The sequence below is a fragment of the Sutcliffiella halmapala genome (assembly GCF_050107295.1).
Lineage (GTDB): Bacteria > Bacillota > Bacilli > Bacillales > Bacillaceae_I > Sutcliffiella_A > Sutcliffiella_A halmapala_A.
The window spans coordinates 29,679-48,297 of record NZ_JBNIKR010000006.1 but is presented as its reverse complement, the minus strand read 5'-3'; the positions used below and the strand labels follow the sequence as shown (position 1 = coordinate 48,297).

Annotated in this window: 20 protein-coding genes; all 20 read right to left on the bottom strand. The window is 42.2% G+C overall.

Going from position 1 to position 18,619, the window contains the following annotated elements:
- Positions 1–612 precede the first annotated feature (612 nt).
- Genes ACQCT5_RS11325 through ACQCT5_RS11230 form a run of 20 tightly spaced genes read right to left on the bottom strand, consistent with a single transcriptional unit; the run spans position 613 to position 18,605 of the window.
- Positions 613–1,377 (bottom strand): FliA/WhiG family RNA polymerase sigma factor, encoded by a 765-nt coding sequence (locus ACQCT5_RS11325; protein WP_499641920.1) that lies wholly within the window; start codon positions 1,375–1,377, stop codon positions 613–615.
- Positions 1,378–1,414: 37 nt separating this feature from the next.
- Positions 1,415–1,915 carry a chemotaxis protein CheD gene (locus ACQCT5_RS11320; protein ID WP_499641917.1) on the bottom strand — a complete coding sequence of 167 codons (501 nt, stop codon included), beginning with the start codon at positions 1,913–1,915 and terminating at the stop codon, positions 1,415–1,417.
- On the bottom strand, positions 1,916–2,542 hold the full coding sequence (locus ACQCT5_RS11315; protein ID WP_499641915.1) for a chemotaxis protein CheC: 627 nt from the start codon (positions 2,540–2,542) through the stop codon (positions 1,916–1,918).
- Positions 2,543–2,553: 11 nt separating this feature from the next.
- Positions 2,554–3,003: a chemotaxis protein CheW gene (locus ACQCT5_RS11310; RefSeq protein WP_499641913.1), complete on the bottom strand. Its 450-nt coding sequence runs from the start codon at positions 3,001–3,003 to the stop codon at positions 2,554–2,556.
- A gap of 51 nt (positions 3,004–3,054) precedes the next feature.
- On the bottom strand, positions 3,055–5,088 hold the full coding sequence (locus tag ACQCT5_RS11305) for a chemotaxis protein CheW (protein WP_499641912.1): 2,034 nt from the start codon (positions 5,086–5,088) through the stop codon (positions 3,055–3,057).
- A 12-nt stretch (positions 5,089–5,100) separates the two neighbouring features.
- Positions 5,101–6,177, bottom strand: a complete 1,077-nt coding sequence (locus ACQCT5_RS11300; protein WP_499641910.1) for a protein-glutamate methylesterase/protein-glutamine glutaminase — start codon at positions 6,175–6,177, stop codon at positions 5,101–5,103.
- Between the two features lie 51 nt (positions 6,178–6,228).
- Positions 6,229–7,116, bottom strand: coding sequence for a MinD/ParA family protein (locus tag ACQCT5_RS11295; protein WP_499641908.1), 888 nt, complete (start codon positions 7,114–7,116; stop codon positions 6,229–6,231).
- Positions 7,113–8,258: a flagellar biosynthesis GTPase FlhF gene (gene flhF / locus ACQCT5_RS11290; protein ID WP_499641905.1), complete on the bottom strand. Its 1,146-nt coding sequence runs from the start codon at positions 8,256–8,258 to the stop codon at positions 7,113–7,115. The genes ACQCT5_RS11295 and flhF overlap by 4 nt, the downstream gene beginning before the upstream one ends.
- Positions 8,255–10,294, bottom strand: coding sequence for a flagellar biosynthesis protein FlhA (flhA, locus tag ACQCT5_RS11285; RefSeq protein ID WP_499641903.1), 2,040 nt, complete (start codon positions 10,292–10,294; stop codon positions 8,255–8,257). The genes flhF and flhA overlap by 4 nt, the downstream gene beginning before the upstream one ends.
- Before the next feature lie 26 nt (positions 10,295–10,320).
- The gene (gene flhB / locus ACQCT5_RS11280) at positions 10,321–11,409 is read right to left on the bottom strand and encodes a flagellar biosynthesis protein FlhB (protein WP_499641901.1); all 1,089 of its coding nucleotides are present in this window, start codon (positions 11,407–11,409) and stop codon (positions 10,321–10,323) included.
- Entirely contained in the window at positions 11,410–12,186 is a 777-nt protein-coding gene (gene fliR, locus ACQCT5_RS11275) for a flagellar biosynthetic protein FliR (protein ID WP_499641899.1), read from the bottom strand.
- 4 nt (positions 12,187–12,190) lie between these two features.
- Positions 12,191–12,460, bottom strand: coding sequence for a flagellar biosynthesis protein FliQ (gene fliQ, locus ACQCT5_RS11270; RefSeq protein ID WP_499641897.1), 270 nt, complete (start codon positions 12,458–12,460; stop codon positions 12,191–12,193).
- A 16-nt stretch (positions 12,461–12,476) separates the two neighbouring features.
- Positions 12,477–13,142 carry a flagellar type III secretion system pore protein FliP gene (gene fliP / locus ACQCT5_RS11265; RefSeq protein ID WP_417900549.1) on the bottom strand — a complete coding sequence of 222 codons (666 nt, stop codon included), beginning with the start codon at positions 13,140–13,142 and terminating at the stop codon, positions 12,477–12,479.
- Positions 13,139–13,822 carry a flagellar biosynthetic protein FliO gene (locus ACQCT5_RS11260; RefSeq protein WP_499641895.1) on the bottom strand — a complete coding sequence of 228 codons (684 nt, stop codon included), beginning with the start codon at positions 13,820–13,822 and terminating at the stop codon, positions 13,139–13,141. Before ACQCT5_RS11260 ends, fliP begins: the two co-directional genes overlap by 4 nt.
- A gap of 11 nt (positions 13,823–13,833) precedes the next feature.
- Complete coding sequence (cheY, locus tag ACQCT5_RS11255; RefSeq protein ID WP_204413695.1) at positions 13,834–14,196, bottom strand: chemotaxis protein CheY; 363 nt, start codon at positions 14,194–14,196, stop codon at positions 13,834–13,836.
- Positions 14,197–14,215: 19 nt separating this feature from the next.
- Positions 14,216–15,421, bottom strand: a complete 1,206-nt coding sequence (gene fliY / locus ACQCT5_RS11250) for a flagellar motor switch phosphatase FliY (RefSeq protein WP_499641892.1) — start codon at positions 15,419–15,421, stop codon at positions 14,216–14,218.
- Positions 15,411–16,409, bottom strand: a complete 999-nt coding sequence (gene fliM, locus ACQCT5_RS11245; RefSeq protein WP_499641890.1) for a flagellar motor switch protein FliM — start codon at positions 16,407–16,409, stop codon at positions 15,411–15,413. The genes fliY and fliM overlap by 11 nt, the downstream gene beginning before the upstream one ends.
- Positions 16,410–16,446: 37 nt before the next feature.
- Positions 16,447–16,878 (bottom strand): flagellar basal body-associated protein FliL, encoded by a 432-nt coding sequence (gene fliL / locus ACQCT5_RS11240; RefSeq protein ID WP_417900553.1) that lies wholly within the window; start codon positions 16,876–16,878, stop codon positions 16,447–16,449.
- 12 nt (positions 16,879–16,890) lie between these two features.
- Positions 16,891–17,082, bottom strand: a complete 192-nt coding sequence (locus tag ACQCT5_RS11235; protein WP_417900554.1) for a flagellar FlbD family protein — start codon at positions 17,080–17,082, stop codon at positions 16,891–16,893.
- 41 nt (positions 17,083–17,123) lie between these two features.
- Complete coding sequence (locus ACQCT5_RS11230; RefSeq protein ID WP_499641889.1) at positions 17,124–18,605, bottom strand: flagellar hook-basal body complex protein; 1,482 nt, start codon at positions 18,603–18,605, stop codon at positions 17,124–17,126.
- Positions 18,606–18,619: the final 14 nt, after the last annotated feature.

The following is an 18,619-nucleotide window of genomic DNA, read 5'->3' as shown; positions in this document are numbered from 1 at the left end:
TATAAAATAAACACAACCGGCTTTGGGATTTTGCACTTTTTATTTTATATTAGGCTGTTTTCGCATTCATTGCTACTAGTTTGATAAAATGGCCCCTTCAAATGTAGCCGTTGATTTCCGCTGCGGACACTTGCTTTCCGCGGGGACGGATGGGAGCCTCCTCGGCTTCGCCTGTGGGGTCTCCCATACCCTCTACTCTCCCGCAGGAGTCAAGTGTCCTCCGCTACAATCAACTCAGTTTTTTAACATTATTTGCTCTACTGAAATTAAAAAATAAGACAAAGTCCAATTTTCCCAAACTTTAGAAAGGTAAATCTTATACTTTTGAGTCACCCCTGTTGGTTGGAGTGCAAGGCGTGAGACTCCTGCGGGAGCAGCGTGTCAAGGGAGACCCCACAGGCGCAAAGCGCCGAGGAGGCTCCCGAGGCCGCCCGCGGAAAGCGAACGCCTGGAACGGAGACCAACAGGGTGTTTATTGTTCACATTTTATCTTTAGTCCAGCTCTCTATACTTAAAACAACAATCTTTACGAAAAAAACCTTAGATTTTTAACGAATTGATGTTGCCCCCCTGCTGCGGAAAACAGCAGGGGAGTTCCGAAGTGCCATTACATCAAATCATGGCAGACAATTCTTTGCGCAATTTAAAGATTGCTTTGGAATGTATCTGCGAAATCCGGGAGGTTGTAAGGCCGAGTACCTGTCCAATCTCCGTCAATGTCAATTCCTCTTTATAGAATAGGCTAATGACCAGCTTTTCATTGTCATTCAGTTTTTCAATCTGGTCAATCAGCTGCTGGATCGCTTCGGATTTCAACAATTCCTGTTCAGGGGAAATGCTTGATTCATCTTTCAAAGCAAAGGTTTGATGGGTGGAATCATCCTGTTCCTTCGGCATTTCATCAATGGATAGAACGTTGGAAAAGAACACCTCATGGGTAATAGCGGCTACTTCCTCCTCAGGCATGCAAAGTTCCTCCGCCAGTTCCTGCAGGGTGGCATTCCGCATAAGAGACTGCTCCAACCTTTCGATTGCCGCTTCAATCCTTTTAGACTTTTCGCGCAGACTTCTTGGAAGCCAATCTTCTTTTCTTAATCCGTCAATGATGGAGCCGCGAATCCGGAAAGAGGCATAAGTGTCAAACTTCAAGTCCCTGGTGGGGTCGAATTTTTCTATAGCATCAAATAACCCGACCAATGCCAAGCTTTTTAATTCTTCTCTTTTAACATTTTTGGGTAGGCCTGTTGCGATTCGCTGAACATGATAGTGGACAAGTGGCATATATTTCTTCACTAGATAATCGCCTGCATCTTGATCCTTTTTCGTTTTCCAAAGATCCCAGAAGCTTGATTCCTTGCTGGATGTTATTGTACTCATGGCTTTCCCCCCTTTATTGCCGTTAAGACCTATTACATTAAATATAAGTGATTCCTTTATTGACTGTCTTGATCATCAGTTTTCCTGATTCCGGATTGAATTCAATAGTTCTGCCGCTGCTCCCTCCGCAATCCTCGCCTACTACCTGTATTTGATGTGATTCAAGTCTTTCCCTGACAGCCTCAACATTTCTGGGGCCGATTCTCATCATTTCACTGCTAGAACTGGAAAATTGGAACATCTGGGCTCCCCCAGCCATTTTGGCTTTCAATTTCGGGAGGCTGGCGCCACTTCTGATTACCATCTGAAGTAGATGATCCACTCCTGTATCGGCATATTTGCAAGGGTTAAAATCTGATGTCCTCGCAAGGCTGGAATTTGGAAGCATCACATGTACCATCCCAGCAATCTTTGATGTCGCATCGTAAAGAACAACCCCGACACATGATCCAAGTCCGGATGTGCGTATGAACTTTGGAACTTGAACTATATTCATTTCTGCAATACCCACTTTGACGACATTTTGTAAGCCCAGCATTTACTTCGCTCCCAATTCCATCAGAATTTTTTCGAAAGAATCTGGAAAAGGAATAAGGAAGAAATGACCTTTCACTTTTTCAGCCGTCTCATCGGAGGTTTGCGATAGTTCCGTATCAATGAATATCGCATGGTCACTCACATGTGAGATTTCCAGCAGTCCTGCCATTACAATAGCTCCTACCATATCCACTGAAACCTGTGGTACAGAAGGTGTCACAACTAGTCCGATTGCTTCCGATAATGCCGTCAAATAATGAGCGGAGACAATGTTGCCTAATTCCTGCAATGCTGATAAGGCCATCTCATGTTGCTGCAAGCTTTCTTTGTTCAGGCTTTCGTCCTCTAATAGCTGTTGTATCAGCTTTGTAGCATCTTCAAGGGAAAGCACGAAGAACAAGCTGCCGGAAAGCTCCCCTTCCATTGTCAAAAAAACGGCGGCAACAGGTCTTTCAGGACCCCCTGCAAGTTCCATCATTTCATTGAAGCTGACAACCTTCGCCCTTGGAACGTTCATATATATATCTTTATTCAAAAGTTGCGACAAAGCGGTGGCAGCATTGCCAGCCCCTATATTGCCAAGCTCCTTCAATAAGTCCAATTCTATTTGTTTATCCTGATTGTTCATACTATCAACCTTCAATCATGTAGTGTTTCCAATTGCAGGACTTCATGAAGATCCAAGCAAACGAACAGCCGTTTATCAATCTTCACGACACCCTGGACATACTTAGTTTCAACGCTTCCCACTACTTCCGGCGCCGGTTCGATTGATTCCTCTGAGATATCCAGGACATCATTTGCAGCATCCACAATAAATCCTACTTCAAGCTCACCGACAACAGTAATGATGATTCTTGTTCTTTCATCATATTGCTTTTCAGGTAAATCAAATCTTGTGCGCAGATCGACAATTGGTGTGATGACACCCCTAAGATTAATGACGCCCTTTATATGTGCAGGCACATTGGGAACTCGTGTAATTGGCAATAATTTTTCGATTGAACGGACCTGCTGAACCTGTATGGAATATTCCTCCGTATTCAGTTCAAAAATAATGAGCTTTAATTTTTGAGCAGTTGTCTGCATTCCTTTTCCTCCAGTCATTCCTGAAATCAGGGGCTACGAATAGCGAAGTAACTATTTTATAAGAGCGTTGCAGTCCACTATCAATGCAACCTGCCCATCTCCAAGTATTGTTGCACCACTTATGGCGTAAGTTGAACTTAGATATTGACCTAATGCTTTCAATACAACCTCCTGCTGTCCAATGAAGGAGTCCACGACAAGCGCTGCCATTTTATCACCTTTTTTCACTAGTACAATGGAGTAAAGATCTGCTTTGTCATCCTGGGTTTTCTTGACATGAAATACCCTTTCAAGATGTACTACCGGTACAATTTTCCCCCGGAAGTCAATTACTTCCTGTCCATGTGCAGTCAGGATTTCCTCTTTCTTGATAATAGCCGTCTCTATGATGGAAGATAATGGAATAGCGTATTTCTCTTTTTCTATTTCTGTCAAAAGTACAGATATGATAGACAAGGTCAATGGCAGTTGGATGGAGAAGGTCGTCCCTTTTCCTTCCACGGAATCTATCGTGATATTTCCTCCAAGGGATTCGATTGTATTTTTTACTACATCCAATCCAACACCACGGCCTGAGATATCCGAGATCACTTCAGCAGTCGAGAATCCAGAGGATAAAATAAGCTGGAACACTTCTTGATCTGTTAGACTATCGGCAAGCTGCGAGGATACGATACCTCGGCTAATCGCTTTCTTAAGGACCTTCTCCCTCGAAATTCCACCGCCATTATCGACGATTTCAATGAAAACATGGTTCCCGCTATGAAAAGCCTTTAATGTGATTTTACCTTCTTCATCCTTCCCGGCCGCCCTTCTTTGATCAGGCATCTCAATGCCATGGTCGACTGCGTTGCGCAGAAGATGAACAAGCGGATCGCCGATCTCATCCATAACGGTACGATCCAATTCCGTTTCAGCACCAATAATCTCTATTTCCACCTTTTTCCCAAGATCTCTTGCAAGCTGTCTGACCATACGAGGAAAACGGTTAAAGACTGTTTCAATAGGGACCATGCGCATATTCAAGATGATATTCTGAAGATCATTCGATATTCTGGACATTCTTTCTACCGTTTCAATCAATTCAGTCTCATTCAATTCCTTTGAAATCTGCTCCAGCCTGCCTCTATCGATCACAAGCTCCTCAAACAGATTCATCAGCCCATCCAGCCTATCGATGCTTACGCGGATCGTTTTGTTTGTTTGTCCTGCCTTTATAGCAGTTGCCGGTTCAGCAGCCTTCATTGCAGGCTCCACCGTTGCTGCAGCCTCTTCTACAGGTAGCTCAAGCCCCTCGTTTTCAGATTCTACTTGTACGTCGTTTGTTTCTTGCGCGGAAAGATTTTTTGTATGTATGACAGTAGTTTCAACCTTTTCTACTTCCGAAACTTTCATGATTCTTTCCTTGACATCCTGTGGGTCCTCTTTTGTTACCATCGTAATAACAAAGGAATCATTGAAGTTCTCTTCTTCAAGCTGGTCAACAGGAGGGTTTGATTTTATCACTTCCCCTATCTGCTCCACCACTTCAAACACCATAAATACTCTTGCTGCTTTTAAAAGACAGTCTTTGCGTAGAGTAACCTTAACTTCCAAAGGCAAAAAACCTTGTTCTTCGGATTGTTGGAGAATCGTCAGTTCATAGGAGTCATAGGAATGCTCCTCCCCATGCCCGCTTGCCTTTATAGACTCGTCTTCGAACGTCTCGCCTTTTTCAATTTTCACCAGCATTGCAACTACATCGGAAACATCTTTTTTCCCATCTCCACCATCTGCAATGGAAAATACCATTGCCTCTAGATACTCTACCGAGCGGAAAATGACATCCAACAGATTGGAGGAAACAGATAATTTTTGATTTCGAATCATATCCAGTACATTTTCCATTTGATGAGTCAGACTCGCAAGGTCTTCATAACCCATCGTGGCAGACATTCCTTTAAGTGTATGTGCGGATCGAAAGATTTCATTGACAATTTCTATATTCTGAGGATTTCGTTCCAATTCTACAAGCTGGTTATTGATCGTTTCTAAATGTTCCTTGCTTTCTTCAAGGAAAATATCTAAATATTGGCTTAATTCCATGTTGAAACACCCCTAACACAATGTATATTGCTGTATAACGTCAGCAATATCTTCAAGATTTTCGATGCGATCTACAAGGCCAGTCTGAACGGCTGCATTCGGCATGCCATACACAATGGAAGTCTGTTCTGACTCGGCAATTGCAACTGTATGTCCACTTTCTTTTAGCTTCCTTATCCCGGCAGCCCCATCCGCACCCATTCCTGTAAGGACGACGGCAATTTTCCTTGTATTCTTTAATTTACTTAAGGATGCAAAGAGATGATCAACGGCTGGACGATGACCTTTTAATGGAGAATCTTCATTCAAGGAGATGAATAGCTCTCCCCCTACCTCCTCCACTTCCATATGAAACCCGCCAGGCGCAATATAAACGGTACCGTTTTTCACTATTTCTCTATGTTCCGCTTCTGTAACAGGAAAGCTACAAAGGGAATTGAGCCGCTCTGCCAATGATTTTGTAAATTGCTTTGGCATATGCTGAACGATAAATATAGGTGTGTTCATGGTGTTCGGCAGCGATGTCAGTAATGTTTGAAGCGCTCGTGGTCCTCCGGTCGATGTCCCTATACAGATAACTGATCTGTTGCATTTTCTTTTTTTCGACTTTAGGTCTATTGTACTATACGGAACTTTAGTTGGCTGAGCTTTTTTTCTTTCTCTTGTTCTTCCTTGTAAAGAAAGGATATTGGAAGATGCTGCAAGTAGAATTTTCTCAATCAATTCTTCTTTCACCTTATATATATCCAAGGATATTGCTCCGGATGGTTTTGCAACAAAGTCTAGGGCTCCGCTTTCAATCGCCAGAATGGTATTCAAGGAACCAGACGAGGTTGTACTGGAAAGCATGATAACAGGTAAAGGTGATTGGGCCATTATTTGCTTCAATGCTTCTAAGCCGTCCATAACAGGCATTTCTACATCTAATGTGACTACATCCGGTGACAGTTGCTTCACCTTTTCGATTGCCTCGACCCCATTACGGGCAGTCGCAATCACTTCAATATCGGGGTGATCTTGAAGAAGATCTGAAATCAGCTTCCGCATAAATATTGAATCGTCTGTCACCAATACTTTTATTTTTTTCATGTTTGTATGACTGCCCCTCTTTCGAAAGCTATTACCGCAACCATTCATCTATTAAGAAAAAAGACGAAGTAGCTTTGCGACAAAGGATGGTTTTTGATCGGTTGATGTAGAGGACTTTTTCTTATCCTCCAAGTAAAAGGAAGCAATGTTGGCTATTGCCCTGGATGCCTGGCATTTAGGATATTTCAGTACAAATGGGGTCTGTTCCATGACAGCATGCAATACATATCTATCATCCGGGATGGATCCAAGATATGGAAGGTCTTTCTTCAGAAATTGCTTGGCCACTGCCTGAAGGCGTTCAGCTGTCTTGGTTGCGACATGGAAATCCGGTACTTTATTCAATAACAATTTAAATGGAATGGAGTCCTCATGGATATTGATATATTTTAAAGCGGAATAGGCATCTGTCAAAGAAGTAGGTTCACACGTCGTCAGTAGGAAGATTTCCTCGACCGATAATAGGAGTTGCAGAGTTTCATCCGTGATTCCAGCTCCCATATCAAAGATAATGTAGTCGTATTGAGACGAAGCTTCTTCCAACTGGCTTAAAAAATATCTCCTTTTCTGTTCATCCATTTTGAATATTTCTGTTAATCCCGATCCTCCAGCTATATAGGAGAGATTTCCCGGTCCGCGTTGGATAATCTGATCAAGTGTGCGTCCTTCTTCAAAAAGATGAACGATGCTGTAACCTTGTGTTGTGCCCATTAGGATATCTATATTTGCCATCCCGATATCCAAATCGAACAAAAGCACTTTATTTCCTTTTTGCTGCAGGGCTATCGAAAAGTTCAACGAAAAATTGGATTTTCCGACTCCTCCTTTTCCGCTTATGATGGCAAGGCTTTTTGCTTCCTTGTGAGGCCGGCCTTCTTGTCCTGATGATCCACGATGTCTTTCAATCTGTTCTCTTAGTAGTCTGGCCTGATCATTCATTGCTTCAATTCCTCAAGCAATTCCGTAACGACCAGATCCTTATTTGCCACCTGCAGGTCTTCCGGCACACTTTGTCCATTTGTGATAAAAGCTGCACCAATGTTGTATTGTTGTATCATGGCATACATAGAGCTTGAGGAAGCCGTTTCATCTTTTTTCGTGAATATAAATTGTTGAATACCGACTTTCCAAAATTGATCCGTTATCTTTTTCATATCATTTATTTTCGAAGTGAGGGATAAAACCAAAAACGTATCCATTTCCGATTTGAAATCAATGACCGCTTGCAGATCCCTGACAAACTCTTCATTCAGAAAGTTTCTTCCTGCGGTATCGATAAATACAACATCCAGATGAGAGAGCTTGCCTTTTGCCTCCTGAAAATCTTCGGAATTATAACAAACCTCAATAGGCGCTTCCAAAATGCTTGCATAAGTTTTCAATTGTTCAATCGCAGCAATCCTGTAGGTGTCAGTCGTAATAAAACCAACGCTCTTGCCATGCTTCAGTACTGCATTGGCTGCCATTTTCGCCAATGTCGTGGTTTTACCGACGCCTGTCGGGCCTACTAGGCTTATATACTTCTTCTTGTAGATATTCCGCTCGAAATCAACCTGTTCTATTAATTGAAGAAAATAACCGTTTAGTGTCTCTGTCATCTGCCTTTTGGACAGATTTTTACTTTTCTGCCACTCTTGATAAAGATGCTCTGAAGCTGCTTGTACGAGTTCGGTGGAAAGCTCCGTTTTCTGCAAGGAATCTTCGATGTCGAAAAAATAGTATGGTAACTCTGAATCACGGCTATTTGAACTTTTTAACCCTTTCATCATCCGCTTCATCTCTTGAATATTATCAAGAAGCTCTTTCTGACTCGATAAATCGAATGTGGATTGCTCATTTTGGCCAATGGCAGGTATCTTGATTGTTTCTATTTCAGGGAGAGGATAGTTTTTGCTTTTCTGTTTGATTGGTTCCTCATCCATCGCAGCTATGACTTCCACACCTTTTTTTGTAACTAGTCCAAAAAACTTGGATGTTTTTACCGCTTTTGAATTTAAAATGACCGCCTCATCCCCAAGCTCAGCCCGAACTTGATTCATGGCTTCCTGCATAGAGGAGGCTTTGTATTTTTTCACTTTCATCCTTCCACATTCACCACCCCTATGCTTTGTACTTCTACACTGGCTTCCAGTTCGTTATAGGACAGAACTGGAATTTGTGGAAGATACCGCTCCAATAATTGTTTCACGTACATCCTTACAGCCGGAGAACAAAGGAGGATCGGAGTTTGTTCGTAGACTGAGAATTGCTCCATCTGCTCTCCGACTCTCTGGACTATTTCCACCGATATATTCGGATCCAGGCTAAGGAAATTACCATGATCGGTTTGCTGAATATGGTCAGCTATCAGCTTCTCCACCCGACCTGCCAAGGTTACAACCTTGAAAGATTCGTTTCCGACAGAATATTGGTTGGTGATCTGCTTGCTTAGAGCCTGTCTTACATATTCAGTAAGTAGCTCTGTATCTGCAGACATTTTCCCATAGTCTGCAAGCGTTTCGAAAATGACCGGAAGATTTCTGATCGATACATTTTCCTTCAACAGCTTGGCAAGAACTTTTTGAACATCCCCTATGGTTAATGGAGAAGGTGTAACTTCTTCTATTAGAATAGGTGACGTTTCTCTTAAATGGTCGACAAGCTGCTTCGTTTCCTGACGGCCCAATAATTCATGTGCATGCTGTTTTATCTTCTCTGTAATATGAGTGGAAACGACTGATGGGGGATCGACCACTGTATAGCCGTACATTTCCGCCTCATCTTTCTTTTCCTCACTGATCCATTTAGCAGCAAGACCAAAGGATGGCTCGATCGTATCAATTCCTTCAATACTATCATCCTCCATTCCAGGACTCATTGCCAAATAGTGATCGAGGAGCAGTTCGCCTCTTGCCACTTCATTGCCTTTGATTTTCAGACGATATTCATTTGGCTGCAGTTGAATATTATCACGTATCCTGACAACCGGAATGACGATCCCAAGCTCCAACGCCAACTGTCTCCGAATCATGACAATGCGGTCCAATAGGTCTCCACCCTGCTTCGAATCTGCCAGCGGAATCAATCCATAACCAAATTCAAATTCTATCGGGTCAACGGAAAGCAGGTTAACCACACTTTCCGGGCTTCGCAATTCGTCTGTAACGACTTCTTCCTCCGTTTCCTCGACCACCATTTCCTCTTTTTTCTGGGTTTGGTGGATGAAATACCCTCCAACTATCAGCAAAAGAGCGATAGGTGCCGTCAATAACGGTCCTATTGGCGTAAAGATTCCAAGAAGCAGAATCGTTCCTCCTGCAACATAGAGCATCTGCGGATAGGCGAATAGCTGGGCCGTAATATCTGCACCAAGGTTACCTTCCGAGGCAGCTCTTGTCACAACGATACCAGTCGCTGTTGCAATTAAAAGTGCAGGTATCTGGGAAACAATCCCGTCACCTACTGTAAGTAGCGTAAACTTCTGGGCAGATTCTCCGAAAGATAGGCCAAGCTGTGTCATCCCAATCACAATGCCGAAAAGCATATTAATGAATACTATGATGATACCCGCAATGGCATCCCCTTTTACGAATTTACTCGCACCATCCATCGCACCATAGAAGTCCGCTTCCTTTGCGATCTTTTCACGGCGCGCTTTAGCCGTATGCTCGGAAATAAGTCCGGCATTAAGGTCCGCATCGATACTCATCTGTTTACCTGGCATCGCATCCAAGGTGAATCGTGCCGCAACTTCCGATACGCGTTCTGAACCTTTTGTAATAACAACAAACTGGATAACTACTAAAATCAGAAACACTACAAGTCCTACAACAACATTGCCACCGACTACAAATGTCCCAAACGTATCTACTACAGTACCCGCATCTCCTTCACTGAGAATGGACCTTGTAGTAGAAACATTTAGCGCCAATCGATACAGCGTCAATAATAAGAGTAACGATGGAAAGATGGAAAATTGCAATGGTTCCTGAATATTCATGGTAGTCAATAATACGATCAAGGCAAGGGAGATATTGATAATGATTAGAATACTTAGCATCCAGGAAGGAAATGGAATAATTAACATGGCAATAATCAGGATAACGCTAAGTAATACGCTTAGATCTCTAGCTGACATAATAATCTCTCCTTTAGGTCAAACCATCATTTCACAAGGTTCTTTAATCGGTATACATAAGCCAATATTTCCGCAACCGCCTGGAAATACTCTTCGGGAATAGCATCGCCGATTTCGGACTGACTGTAAATGGCTCTTGCAAGTGGTTTATTTTCCACTGTGGTAATGTTATGCTCTTTGGCTACTTCCCTTATCTTTAATGCAACAAAGTCAACACCCTTGGCCAATACATAAGGAGCATCCCTTTTATTCTCATCATATTTGAGGGCGATTGCATAATGGGTCGGATTGGTGATGATGACATCCGCCTGGGGAATATCCTGCATCATACGCTGCATGGCCATTTCCCTTTGCTTTTGCTTGATTTTTGATTTGATCAGGGGGTCACCCTCAGACTTTTTGTATTCATCCTTAATATCATTCTTTGACATTCTGATATTCTTTTCATAGTCATATTTTTGATAAAGATAATCAAAGACTGATAGAAATAAGAGCCCTGCACCGGCAATAAGCCCCATTCGAACGGTTAAGCTGCCGATAAATCCCAACGCTTCATGAATATTCATCTGGGATAGCATCAATATTTCCTCAAGAGAGAACCAGAGCAGTGAAAAAGTGATAAGCCCCACAAAAAGAATCTTCAACAATGATTTCACCAGTTCAACGATAGCCCTTACGGAGTAGATGCGCTTAAAACCCTGAATGGGATCCAGCTTGTTCAGTTTCATATGGATCGCTTCAGTGGAAAACAATGCGCCAACCTGCAGGAAATTTGCAATGACCGCTCCAACCATGGCAGCAAGCATGATAGGTCCTACAATCATGATGAGCTGCATCAGTATATCCATGAATATCAGATGAACCTGATCCACTGTGACCTCTTCAAGCATATACACCTGAAATGCTTGAACAAACAGTGTGAGAATTTCCGATTTAAGCCAAGGTCCTATAAACGAAAGACAAAGAAACACAGCTATCAGGACAAACGCCGTATTGACGTCGGCACTTTTCGCAACCTGCCCCTTCTTTCTCGTATCCTGACGTTTTTTAGGTGTCGCCTTTTCCGTTTTCTCACCTGAAAAAAACTGCAGGTCCAGTCTCAACAATGATGCCATTTATAAACCTCCAAGCAATTCCATTAACCCTCTCATGGTATGAAGCATTAATTCGAACAATTGATAAAACAATGTAAACAGGATAGTAAGCGAAAAGATAATGGCAATAAAGCTTACACCAATCTTCAAAGGCAGACCCACAACAAATATATTAAGCTGTGGAACTGTACGTGCAACTATTCCCAGCGCAACATCCACCATAAAAAGGATTGCGACAATGGGGAATGCCAATTGCAGTGCAATGACAAACATCATGTTGACCGCTTTCAATACGTATTCCAGTACAAGATCATCACCAAGTGGCAGCCAAGCCTGAGTGATGGAAATTAGTTCGTAACTATAAAAAATGCCATCAAGCATCAAATGATGACCATTCAAAGACAGAAGCAGCAACATTGCAAACATATAGAAAAACTGTCCGATGATCGGACTCTGCACTCCGGTCTGGGGATCGATGACATTCGCAATTGCAAAGCCCATCTGAAAATCTATAAATCCCCCAGCAATCTGTATGGCGGTCAAGATCATATAGGCAACCAGTCCGATTAATAGACCCACCATCATTTCTTTTACTACCAGCATGATAAACATGCCGTCAATTTCAAGGACAGGAAGTTCAAGACTGAATGACATCACCAGTGCGAAAAAAAATCCGAGACCCACTTTAAATGTTGCAGGAACACTCCGATAAGAAAAGAGAGGAAGTGTGACAAAAAAAGCTGTTACCCTGGTCAGAACCAGCAGGAATGCCGGAAAATAATTCAATGATTCAAGCATCTTCCTAACTCACATACCGGTGCATGTTATTGAAAATTTCCAATGCATAGGAAAGCATATTGGATAACATCCAAGGGCCGAATACGATAAGCCCTACGAGGACAGCAACAATTTTCGGAATAAAAGCAAGGGTCTGTTCCTGAATTTGGGTGGTAGCCTGAAAGATACTTACAACTAAGCCCACTACTAATGCGAGTATTAAGAGAGGAGCGGAAATTAGTAAAATAGTAAAAACTCCTCGTTCTGCCATGGATATTACGAATTCTGGGCTCATTTATTTGACACCTCTTTTAAAATGTTTGCAGCAGTGATTTCACGACTATATACCAGCCATCAACAAGGACAAATAATAATATTTTAAATGGCAAGGAGATCATTACAGGAGGAAGCATCATCATCCCCATCGACATCAGAACACTCGCCACTACCATATCAATCACAAGAAATGGAATGAATATCATAAATCCAATTTGAAAAGCGGTCTTCAATTCACTGATTGCAAAAGCCGGGACCAAAACGGTCAGCGGTATATCTTCTATGGATTCAGGTCTTTCCATTCCTGAATAATCCATAAATAGTGCAAGATCTTTCTGTCTTGTATGTTTACTCATAAATTCCTTCATTGGCAGTGCTGCCAATTCATATGCCTCATCAAGCGTAATTTCCTCATTAAATAGCGGCTGCAGGGCCTGTTCATTCACTTGTGAAAAGGTCGGAGCCATGATGAAAAATGTTAAAAACAAAGATAGTCCAATCAACACCTGGTTTGGCGGCATCTGTTGCGTTGCCAAGGATGTCCTGACAAATGATAGGACAATGATGATTCTTGTAAAGCTTGTCATCAGAATCAGGATTGCTGGTGCCAGTGAGAAAACGGTCAATAATAACAAAAGCTGAACAGAAGTGGATACGGTTGAGGCATCATTGCCACTGAAGACTTCCATTAAATCTGTCATCGTCCCCGACCTTCCTTTTCATCCAACTCACTGATCTTCTTTTTTCTTTCCTGAGTTAGTTGTCCAATCTGTTCTTTTAATAAACTGGAAAACTGGTTTGTTTTGACCGTGTTTTTACTTGTTGGAAGTTTCTTTATCAAATCTTTGAATGCGTCCGTATTTAGAGGTGCTGTTTCTGATTTATTCTTGTATGCTTCAAGAAGTTGATCTGCCTCTTTTTCGTCCGTTATTTCTTTTAATAGATTAATGGAATCCCCGACTCCGACTACTAATATGCTATTTCCCACTTTAACGAGCTGCAGTGATTTATTGTTACCGAGGTTGGTTCCCCCGATATTTTCGACTGACCGGCCGTTATCGAACCATTTATTGCGCTTGTTGATAAAGCGCAGTGCACCGTATATCAATAAAAGCACAAAAACAAGCGCAAAAATCATTTTAACAAAATCCCATATGGTAACTGTGGGCACGCTCTGCCCTTTGACCATTTCCGTATCGCTCAATGAGTCAGGCTGGTCCTGTTCGGTTGTTTCGGATTTTTCTTTTTCACTTTTTTGATTGAACATTTCGTCCACCATCTTGCTTCCTCCCTCTCCCTGCTGAGAAGCAGTAAATGGAGATGGAAGAAGCAAGAATAGTAGAATAAACGCTATACTGATTTTTTTCATGTTTACAAGCAAAGTTGACACTCCTAGGATAGAGTTTTGTGGATAGCTTCAATCACTCGATCCGCTTGGAATGGTTTGACGATAAAGTCTTTCGCGCCAGCTTGGATTGCATCGATAACCATTGCTTGCTGCCCCATCGCAGAACACATGATTACCTTGGCATTTGGATTGATTGCTTTAATTTCTTTCAAGGCAGTAATTCCATCCATTTCAGGCATGGTAATATCCATGGTAACCAGATCAGGATGATGCTCCTTGTATTTCTCGACTGCCTGTACCCCATCGGCTGCTTCCGCTACCACTTCATATCCGTTTTTTGATAATATATCCTTGATCATCATTCTCATAAATGCTGCATCATCAACAATTAAAATACGTTTGCTCATCTTGTTTTCCTCCCAGTAATCAACGAAGCTTTTTGATTCTATCCGTTTGACTTACAATATCTGTCACTCTCACACCGAAGCTTTCATCTATTACAACTACTTCACCTTGTGCGATAAGCTTATTGTTTACTAATATATCAACAGGTTCTCCTGCCAGCTTATCCAGTTCTATGACGGAACCGGAAGACAGCTCCAGGATATCCTTGACCGAGCGCCTCGTTCTTCCAAGCTCTACTGTTACCTGCAATGGAATATCCATTAACATATTTAAGTTATTTGGTTCAGCCTCTGCAACTGTTGTAGTTTCAAAGCTTGAGAAAACTGCTGGCTGGACATTGACGGTATGTGCTGGCTTTGATGCAGCAGGTTGTGCTTTTCTTTCTTGCTGCTGCTGATAAGTGATGTCATCCGGTGCATGCTGTGTATAGGCGTAAGAAGTTTCCTCTGTTCTATGCTCCATCGATGCCACATGCTCTTGTTTTGGAACAGGTGATGGTGGCACATTAGACTGAGATACAACCGGTTCTTCCATTTTTTTGTCTTTGTCCAATAATTCTTTCACAAGTTCTTTAGCAAATGGAAAAGGAAGTATTTGCATAATGGAAGAATCAATCAACTTACCTATTCTTATAGAAAATGCAACCTTTACCAATAGGTTATCTTCCGGCATTTGTTCTTTCCCTTCGCCTTCTTTGAAGTCGATCAACAGTACTGCCGGCGGCGAGATATCTATTTTTTTGGAGAACACGGTCGACATCGATGTTGCTGCAGACCCCATCATCTGGTTCATCGCTTCCTGAACAGCACTCAAATGAATCTCATCAAATTCCCGGGATGGATTTTCACCGCTGCCACCAAGCATCAAATCAGCGATTATAGCCGCATCCCGCTGTTCCACCACCAAAATATTGGAGCCTGTAAAGCCTTCTGTATAATTCACTCTGATAGCAACATAAGGATCTGGAAACTCTGCTTCCAATTGTTGTTTTTCGAGCAGACTTACCTTTGGTGTCGTAATTTCCACCTTCTGATTCAAGAGGGTGGATAGGGCTGTTGCAGAACTGCCAAAGGAAATATTTCCGATTTCCCCCAGAGCGTCCTGCTCTAATGTCGAGAAGTGATCTTCTACATTTGGTGCAACAAAGAGGGGTTCTTCGTTGTCGTTATCTGAACCTCGAAGCAAGGCATCAATTTCGTCCTGTGATAACATTCCATCACTCATCATCTTCGTATCCCTCCTTGATTTCCTTCATAATTTGTATGGCCATATTCTTTTTCACTTGACCCACCTGGGCCAGAAAACTTGGTTTATTATCGACATTAACGAAAATGGGCTGTTCTATCTTCTGATCTAACGGCAACACGTCACCAATACTTAAATCAAGAAGATCAGAAAAAGTTATTTCAGACCTGCCCAGTTCGGCTGTAATCGTCAAGGTGGTCGCTTTAATCGCTTTTTGTAAAGATTCGACTTCATGGTCCTGCCTAACTTTACGCTTATCCTCCATCCAATAATGTGCAGATAATTTCGGGATGACCGGTTCCAACACTACAAATGGTATGCACACATTAATCATACCTGTTATCTCTCCGATCGTTATATTCATCGATATAACGATAACTGTTTCATTCGGGGAAACCATCTGCAGGAATTGTGGGTTCACTTCCAGGTCTGCCAGGAAGGGTTGGATATCAGCTATCGACTCCCATGCTTCACCGAAATTTTCAATCGCTCCTTCAAAAAGGGAAGTCATGAGCTTTGTTTCAATTTCAGTCAAGCTGTCCACTTTATTAAAACTGGTTCCTTTTCCACCCAGCTGACGGTCAAGCATCGCATAAGCAATATTGGGATTTACCTCCAGCACCAGTCTACCTTCCAATGGGGAAGCTTCAAAGACATTCAATATTGTCATTTTAGGAATGGATCGAATAAATTCTTCGTATGGCAACTGATCTACGGATGCCACACTGATTTGTATGTAGGTTCTTAATTGTGCAGAAAAATAAGTCGTCAGTAATCTTGCAAAGTTCTCATGGATCCTTGTCAGATTTCTGATTTGATCTTTTGAAAATCTTAAGGCACGTTTGAAATCATACACTTTGACTCTTTTTACTTCGTTATCTTTTTTCAATTGATCCGCATTCATTTCACCCGTTGAAAGAGCGGATAAAAGGGCATCTATTTCACTTTGCGACATCACTTCTGTAGACATGCCCACCACCTCCTATCTTCCTGTGGATCTCTTGATGTTAGTCTTGAAGCAGAAAGGACGTTGTGTAGACCTGAACCACTGATCCTTCCTTCATCACTTCATTCAGCTTGGATTGTATATCGCTTTCAAGCTTTTTCAAACCTTCATTGCCTGCAAAATCGGAAGACTTTTTATTCGAAATTTCATAGATGATGATATTTCGAACCTGGAAATCTCTTTTTTCCAACTCTTCCCGAGCTTTTTTGCTATCTGTCTGGACCTTGAACTGCACGCGGAGATATCCTCCGCTTTGCAGATTTGTTGTTATTTCCTCAATATCCAAAGAATGCTTCAGAATGTCATCGATCGATTCCTCGTCCTTTGAACCGTCTGCGTAGTATACATTCACCGTAACCAATGCAGCCACACCCACAAGGGAAATAATCAATAAAATGATAATCATGGCATTCACTAATTTGTTGCGGAACATTATCCATTCCCCCTATCGTTTCTCTTGATGAATGCTGGTATAAAATTCTTTACAAAGAAGAATTACCTGCTCCATCGTTTCTGTTACGATCAATTTCTTGCCATTATTAAGCGTAACCATCGTATCTGGGGTTTCCTCTACCTGCTCGATAAGCCAGGCATTTAAAGCAAAGGATTTACCATTGAGTTTCGTCAGTTTAATCATAATAGAGGGGCCAGTTCAGCATACCCCGGCCCAATCCTCCTTTAGCGCTTTAGATTGACAAGCTCTTGCAGAATCTCATCAGACGTTGTGATGATTCTAGTATTAGCCTGGAATCCTCTTTGCGCAGTAATCATCTCCGTAAATTCTTCCGAAAGGTCCACATTCGACATCTCCAATGTTCCGGAAATGATTGCAGCCGCTCCATCCTCTCCAGGGCGGAACATTTCAGCCAATTGTATTCCATCTCCGTTTTTATCCATCGTTCCGGAGTTATTGGACTGTTGGAAAAGGTTTTCGCCGATTCTCTCCAAACCGGAAGCATTAGGGAACTTGGCAAGCATCACCTGCCCTGCAACTTTCAGCTGACCGAACTGATCGATGAAGCTTACTTTTCCATCACCTGAGATACTGAAGCTTCTGGCATTCGGTGGAATCTGGATCAGACCAGGACCTCCACTTAATGAGTCGCTCCAAGATGGCAACTGAACCATTTCCGCTTTTGCTACGAAGTTTTCAAAGCTTTTAAATTCCGAATCCAAGCCTTCCTTGATCGATTGCGCGTAAAATACAAGGTCTGAAAGCTCATTCTGGCTGGCACCTGCAGCAACCGGTAATGTTCCGCTGTATGGTTGGACAATCGGATCCAGCAATTGATAAACAACTTCACCAGTTTGATTGATAAATGTTTCAATATCCGTATTAAGCACTTGACCAGAAGCATTAAAGTCAGTAATTTGGCCAGAATAGACATTCGAATAGAAATTATTGAATTCATTTGCAGCATTATCACGTGCTGTTTCTGCAGCCTCTGCAGCAGCCACCAACTGGGAATCTGTGCCTCCAGCCTCTGTACTTGCCTTTAATGCATCATCATACGTTCTCTGTGCCTCCAGGAAGGAACTAGCCAGCTTAAGGAACTTTGTTGTATCTGTTCTGAAATCCTGATATTCACCAAAAAAGTTCTCTGCGCTGTTCAAGGCGGCATTGGAGGCATTCATAATTGCATCGGTTGGAATAGTCTTTTCCCCTGTTTCCCCAATCAAGTACATCCCATTGGAATTTACGATATACCCATTATCGTCCATATAGAAATTGCCTGCTCTTGTATAATTCATTGAAACAGCATTATCAATCCCGCCTCCAAGGATCCTGTTGTCTCCATATTCAGTATTGGAGTCCACATTCACCCTTGTTACATCTGCGATTGATGCCACTGCAAAATATCCATCTCCTGAGAGAGCCAGATCAAGTGGTCTCGCAGTAGTCTGCAAGGATCCCTGTGTTTGAATGGAATCTATGGAACTGATCATCGAACCTAACCCGATCTGCTTCGCATTAACCCCGCCTTTTCCTGCTGCAGGACCGCTCGCACCTGAAAGCTGTTGTACCATCATTTCTTGAAAAGTTGCTCTTCCTTTTTTGAATCCGTACGTATTGACATTTGCGATATTATTACCTATTACATCTAGTTTTGTTTGAAAGTTTCTTAATGCTCCAATACTGGAATACATGGAACGTAACATGGTAAATCCCCCTC

Coding starts and splice junctions, on each gene's coding strand:
- ACQCT5_RS11325 (WP_499641920.1), bottom strand. CDS start 1,377: ATGAGTACAATAACATCCAGCAAGGAATCAAGCTTCTGGGATCTTTGG.
- ACQCT5_RS11320 (WP_499641917.1), bottom strand. CDS start 1,915: ATGCTGGGCTTACAAAATGTCGTCAAAGTGGGTATTGCAGAAATGAAT.
- ACQCT5_RS11315 (WP_499641915.1), bottom strand. CDS start 2,542: ATGAACAATCAGGATAAACAAATAGAATTGGACTTATTGAAGGAGCTT.
- ACQCT5_RS11310 (WP_499641913.1), bottom strand. CDS start 3,003: ATGCAGACAACTGCTCAAAAATTAAAGCTCATTATTTTTGAACTGAAT.
- ACQCT5_RS11305 (WP_499641912.1), bottom strand. CDS start 5,088: ATGGAATTAAGCCAATATTTAGATATTTTCCTTGAAGAAAGCAAGGAA.
- ACQCT5_RS11300 (WP_499641910.1), bottom strand. CDS start 6,177: ATGAAAAAAATAAAAGTATTGGTGACAGACGATTCAATATTTATGCGG.
- ACQCT5_RS11295 (WP_499641908.1), bottom strand. CDS start 7,116: ATGAATGATCAGGCCAGACTACTAAGAGAACAGATTGAAAGACATCGT.
- flhF (WP_499641905.1), bottom strand. CDS start 8,258: ATGAAAGTGAAAAAATACAAAGCCTCCTCTATGCAGGAAGCCATGAAT.
- flhA (WP_499641903.1), bottom strand. CDS start 10,294: ATGTCAGCTAGAGATCTAAGCGTATTACTTAGCGTTATCCTGATTATT.
- flhB (WP_499641901.1), bottom strand. CDS start 11,409: ATGGCATCATTGTTGAGACTGGACCTGCAGTTTTTTTCAGGTGAGAAA.
- fliR (WP_499641899.1), bottom strand. CDS start 12,186: ATGCTTGAATCATTGAATTATTTTCCGGCATTCCTGCTGGTTCTGACC.
- fliQ (WP_499641897.1), bottom strand. CDS start 12,460: ATGAGCCCAGAATTCGTAATATCCATGGCAGAACGAGGAGTTTTTACT.
- fliP (WP_417900549.1), bottom strand. CDS start 13,142: ATGACAGATTTAATGGAAGTCTTCAGTGGCAATGATGCCTCAACCGTA.
- cheY (WP_204413695.1), bottom strand. CDS start 14,196: ATGAGCAAACGTATTTTAATTGTTGATGATGCAGCATTTATGAGAATG.
- fliY (WP_499641892.1), bottom strand. CDS start 15,421: ATGATGAGTGATGGAATGTTATCACAGGACGAAATTGATGCCTTGCTT.
- fliM (WP_499641890.1), bottom strand. CDS start 16,409: ATGTCTACAGAAGTGATGTCGCAAAGTGAAATAGATGCCCTTTTATCC.
- fliL (WP_417900553.1), bottom strand. CDS start 16,878: ATGTTCCGCAACAAATTAGTGAATGCCATGATTATCATTTTATTGATT.
- ACQCT5_RS11235 (WP_417900554.1), bottom strand. CDS start 17,082: ATGATTAAACTGACGAAACTCAATGGTAAATCCTTTGCTTTAAATGCC.
- ACQCT5_RS11230 (WP_499641889.1), bottom strand. CDS start 18,605: ATGTTACGTTCCATGTATTCCAGTATTGGAGCATTAAGAAACTTTCAA.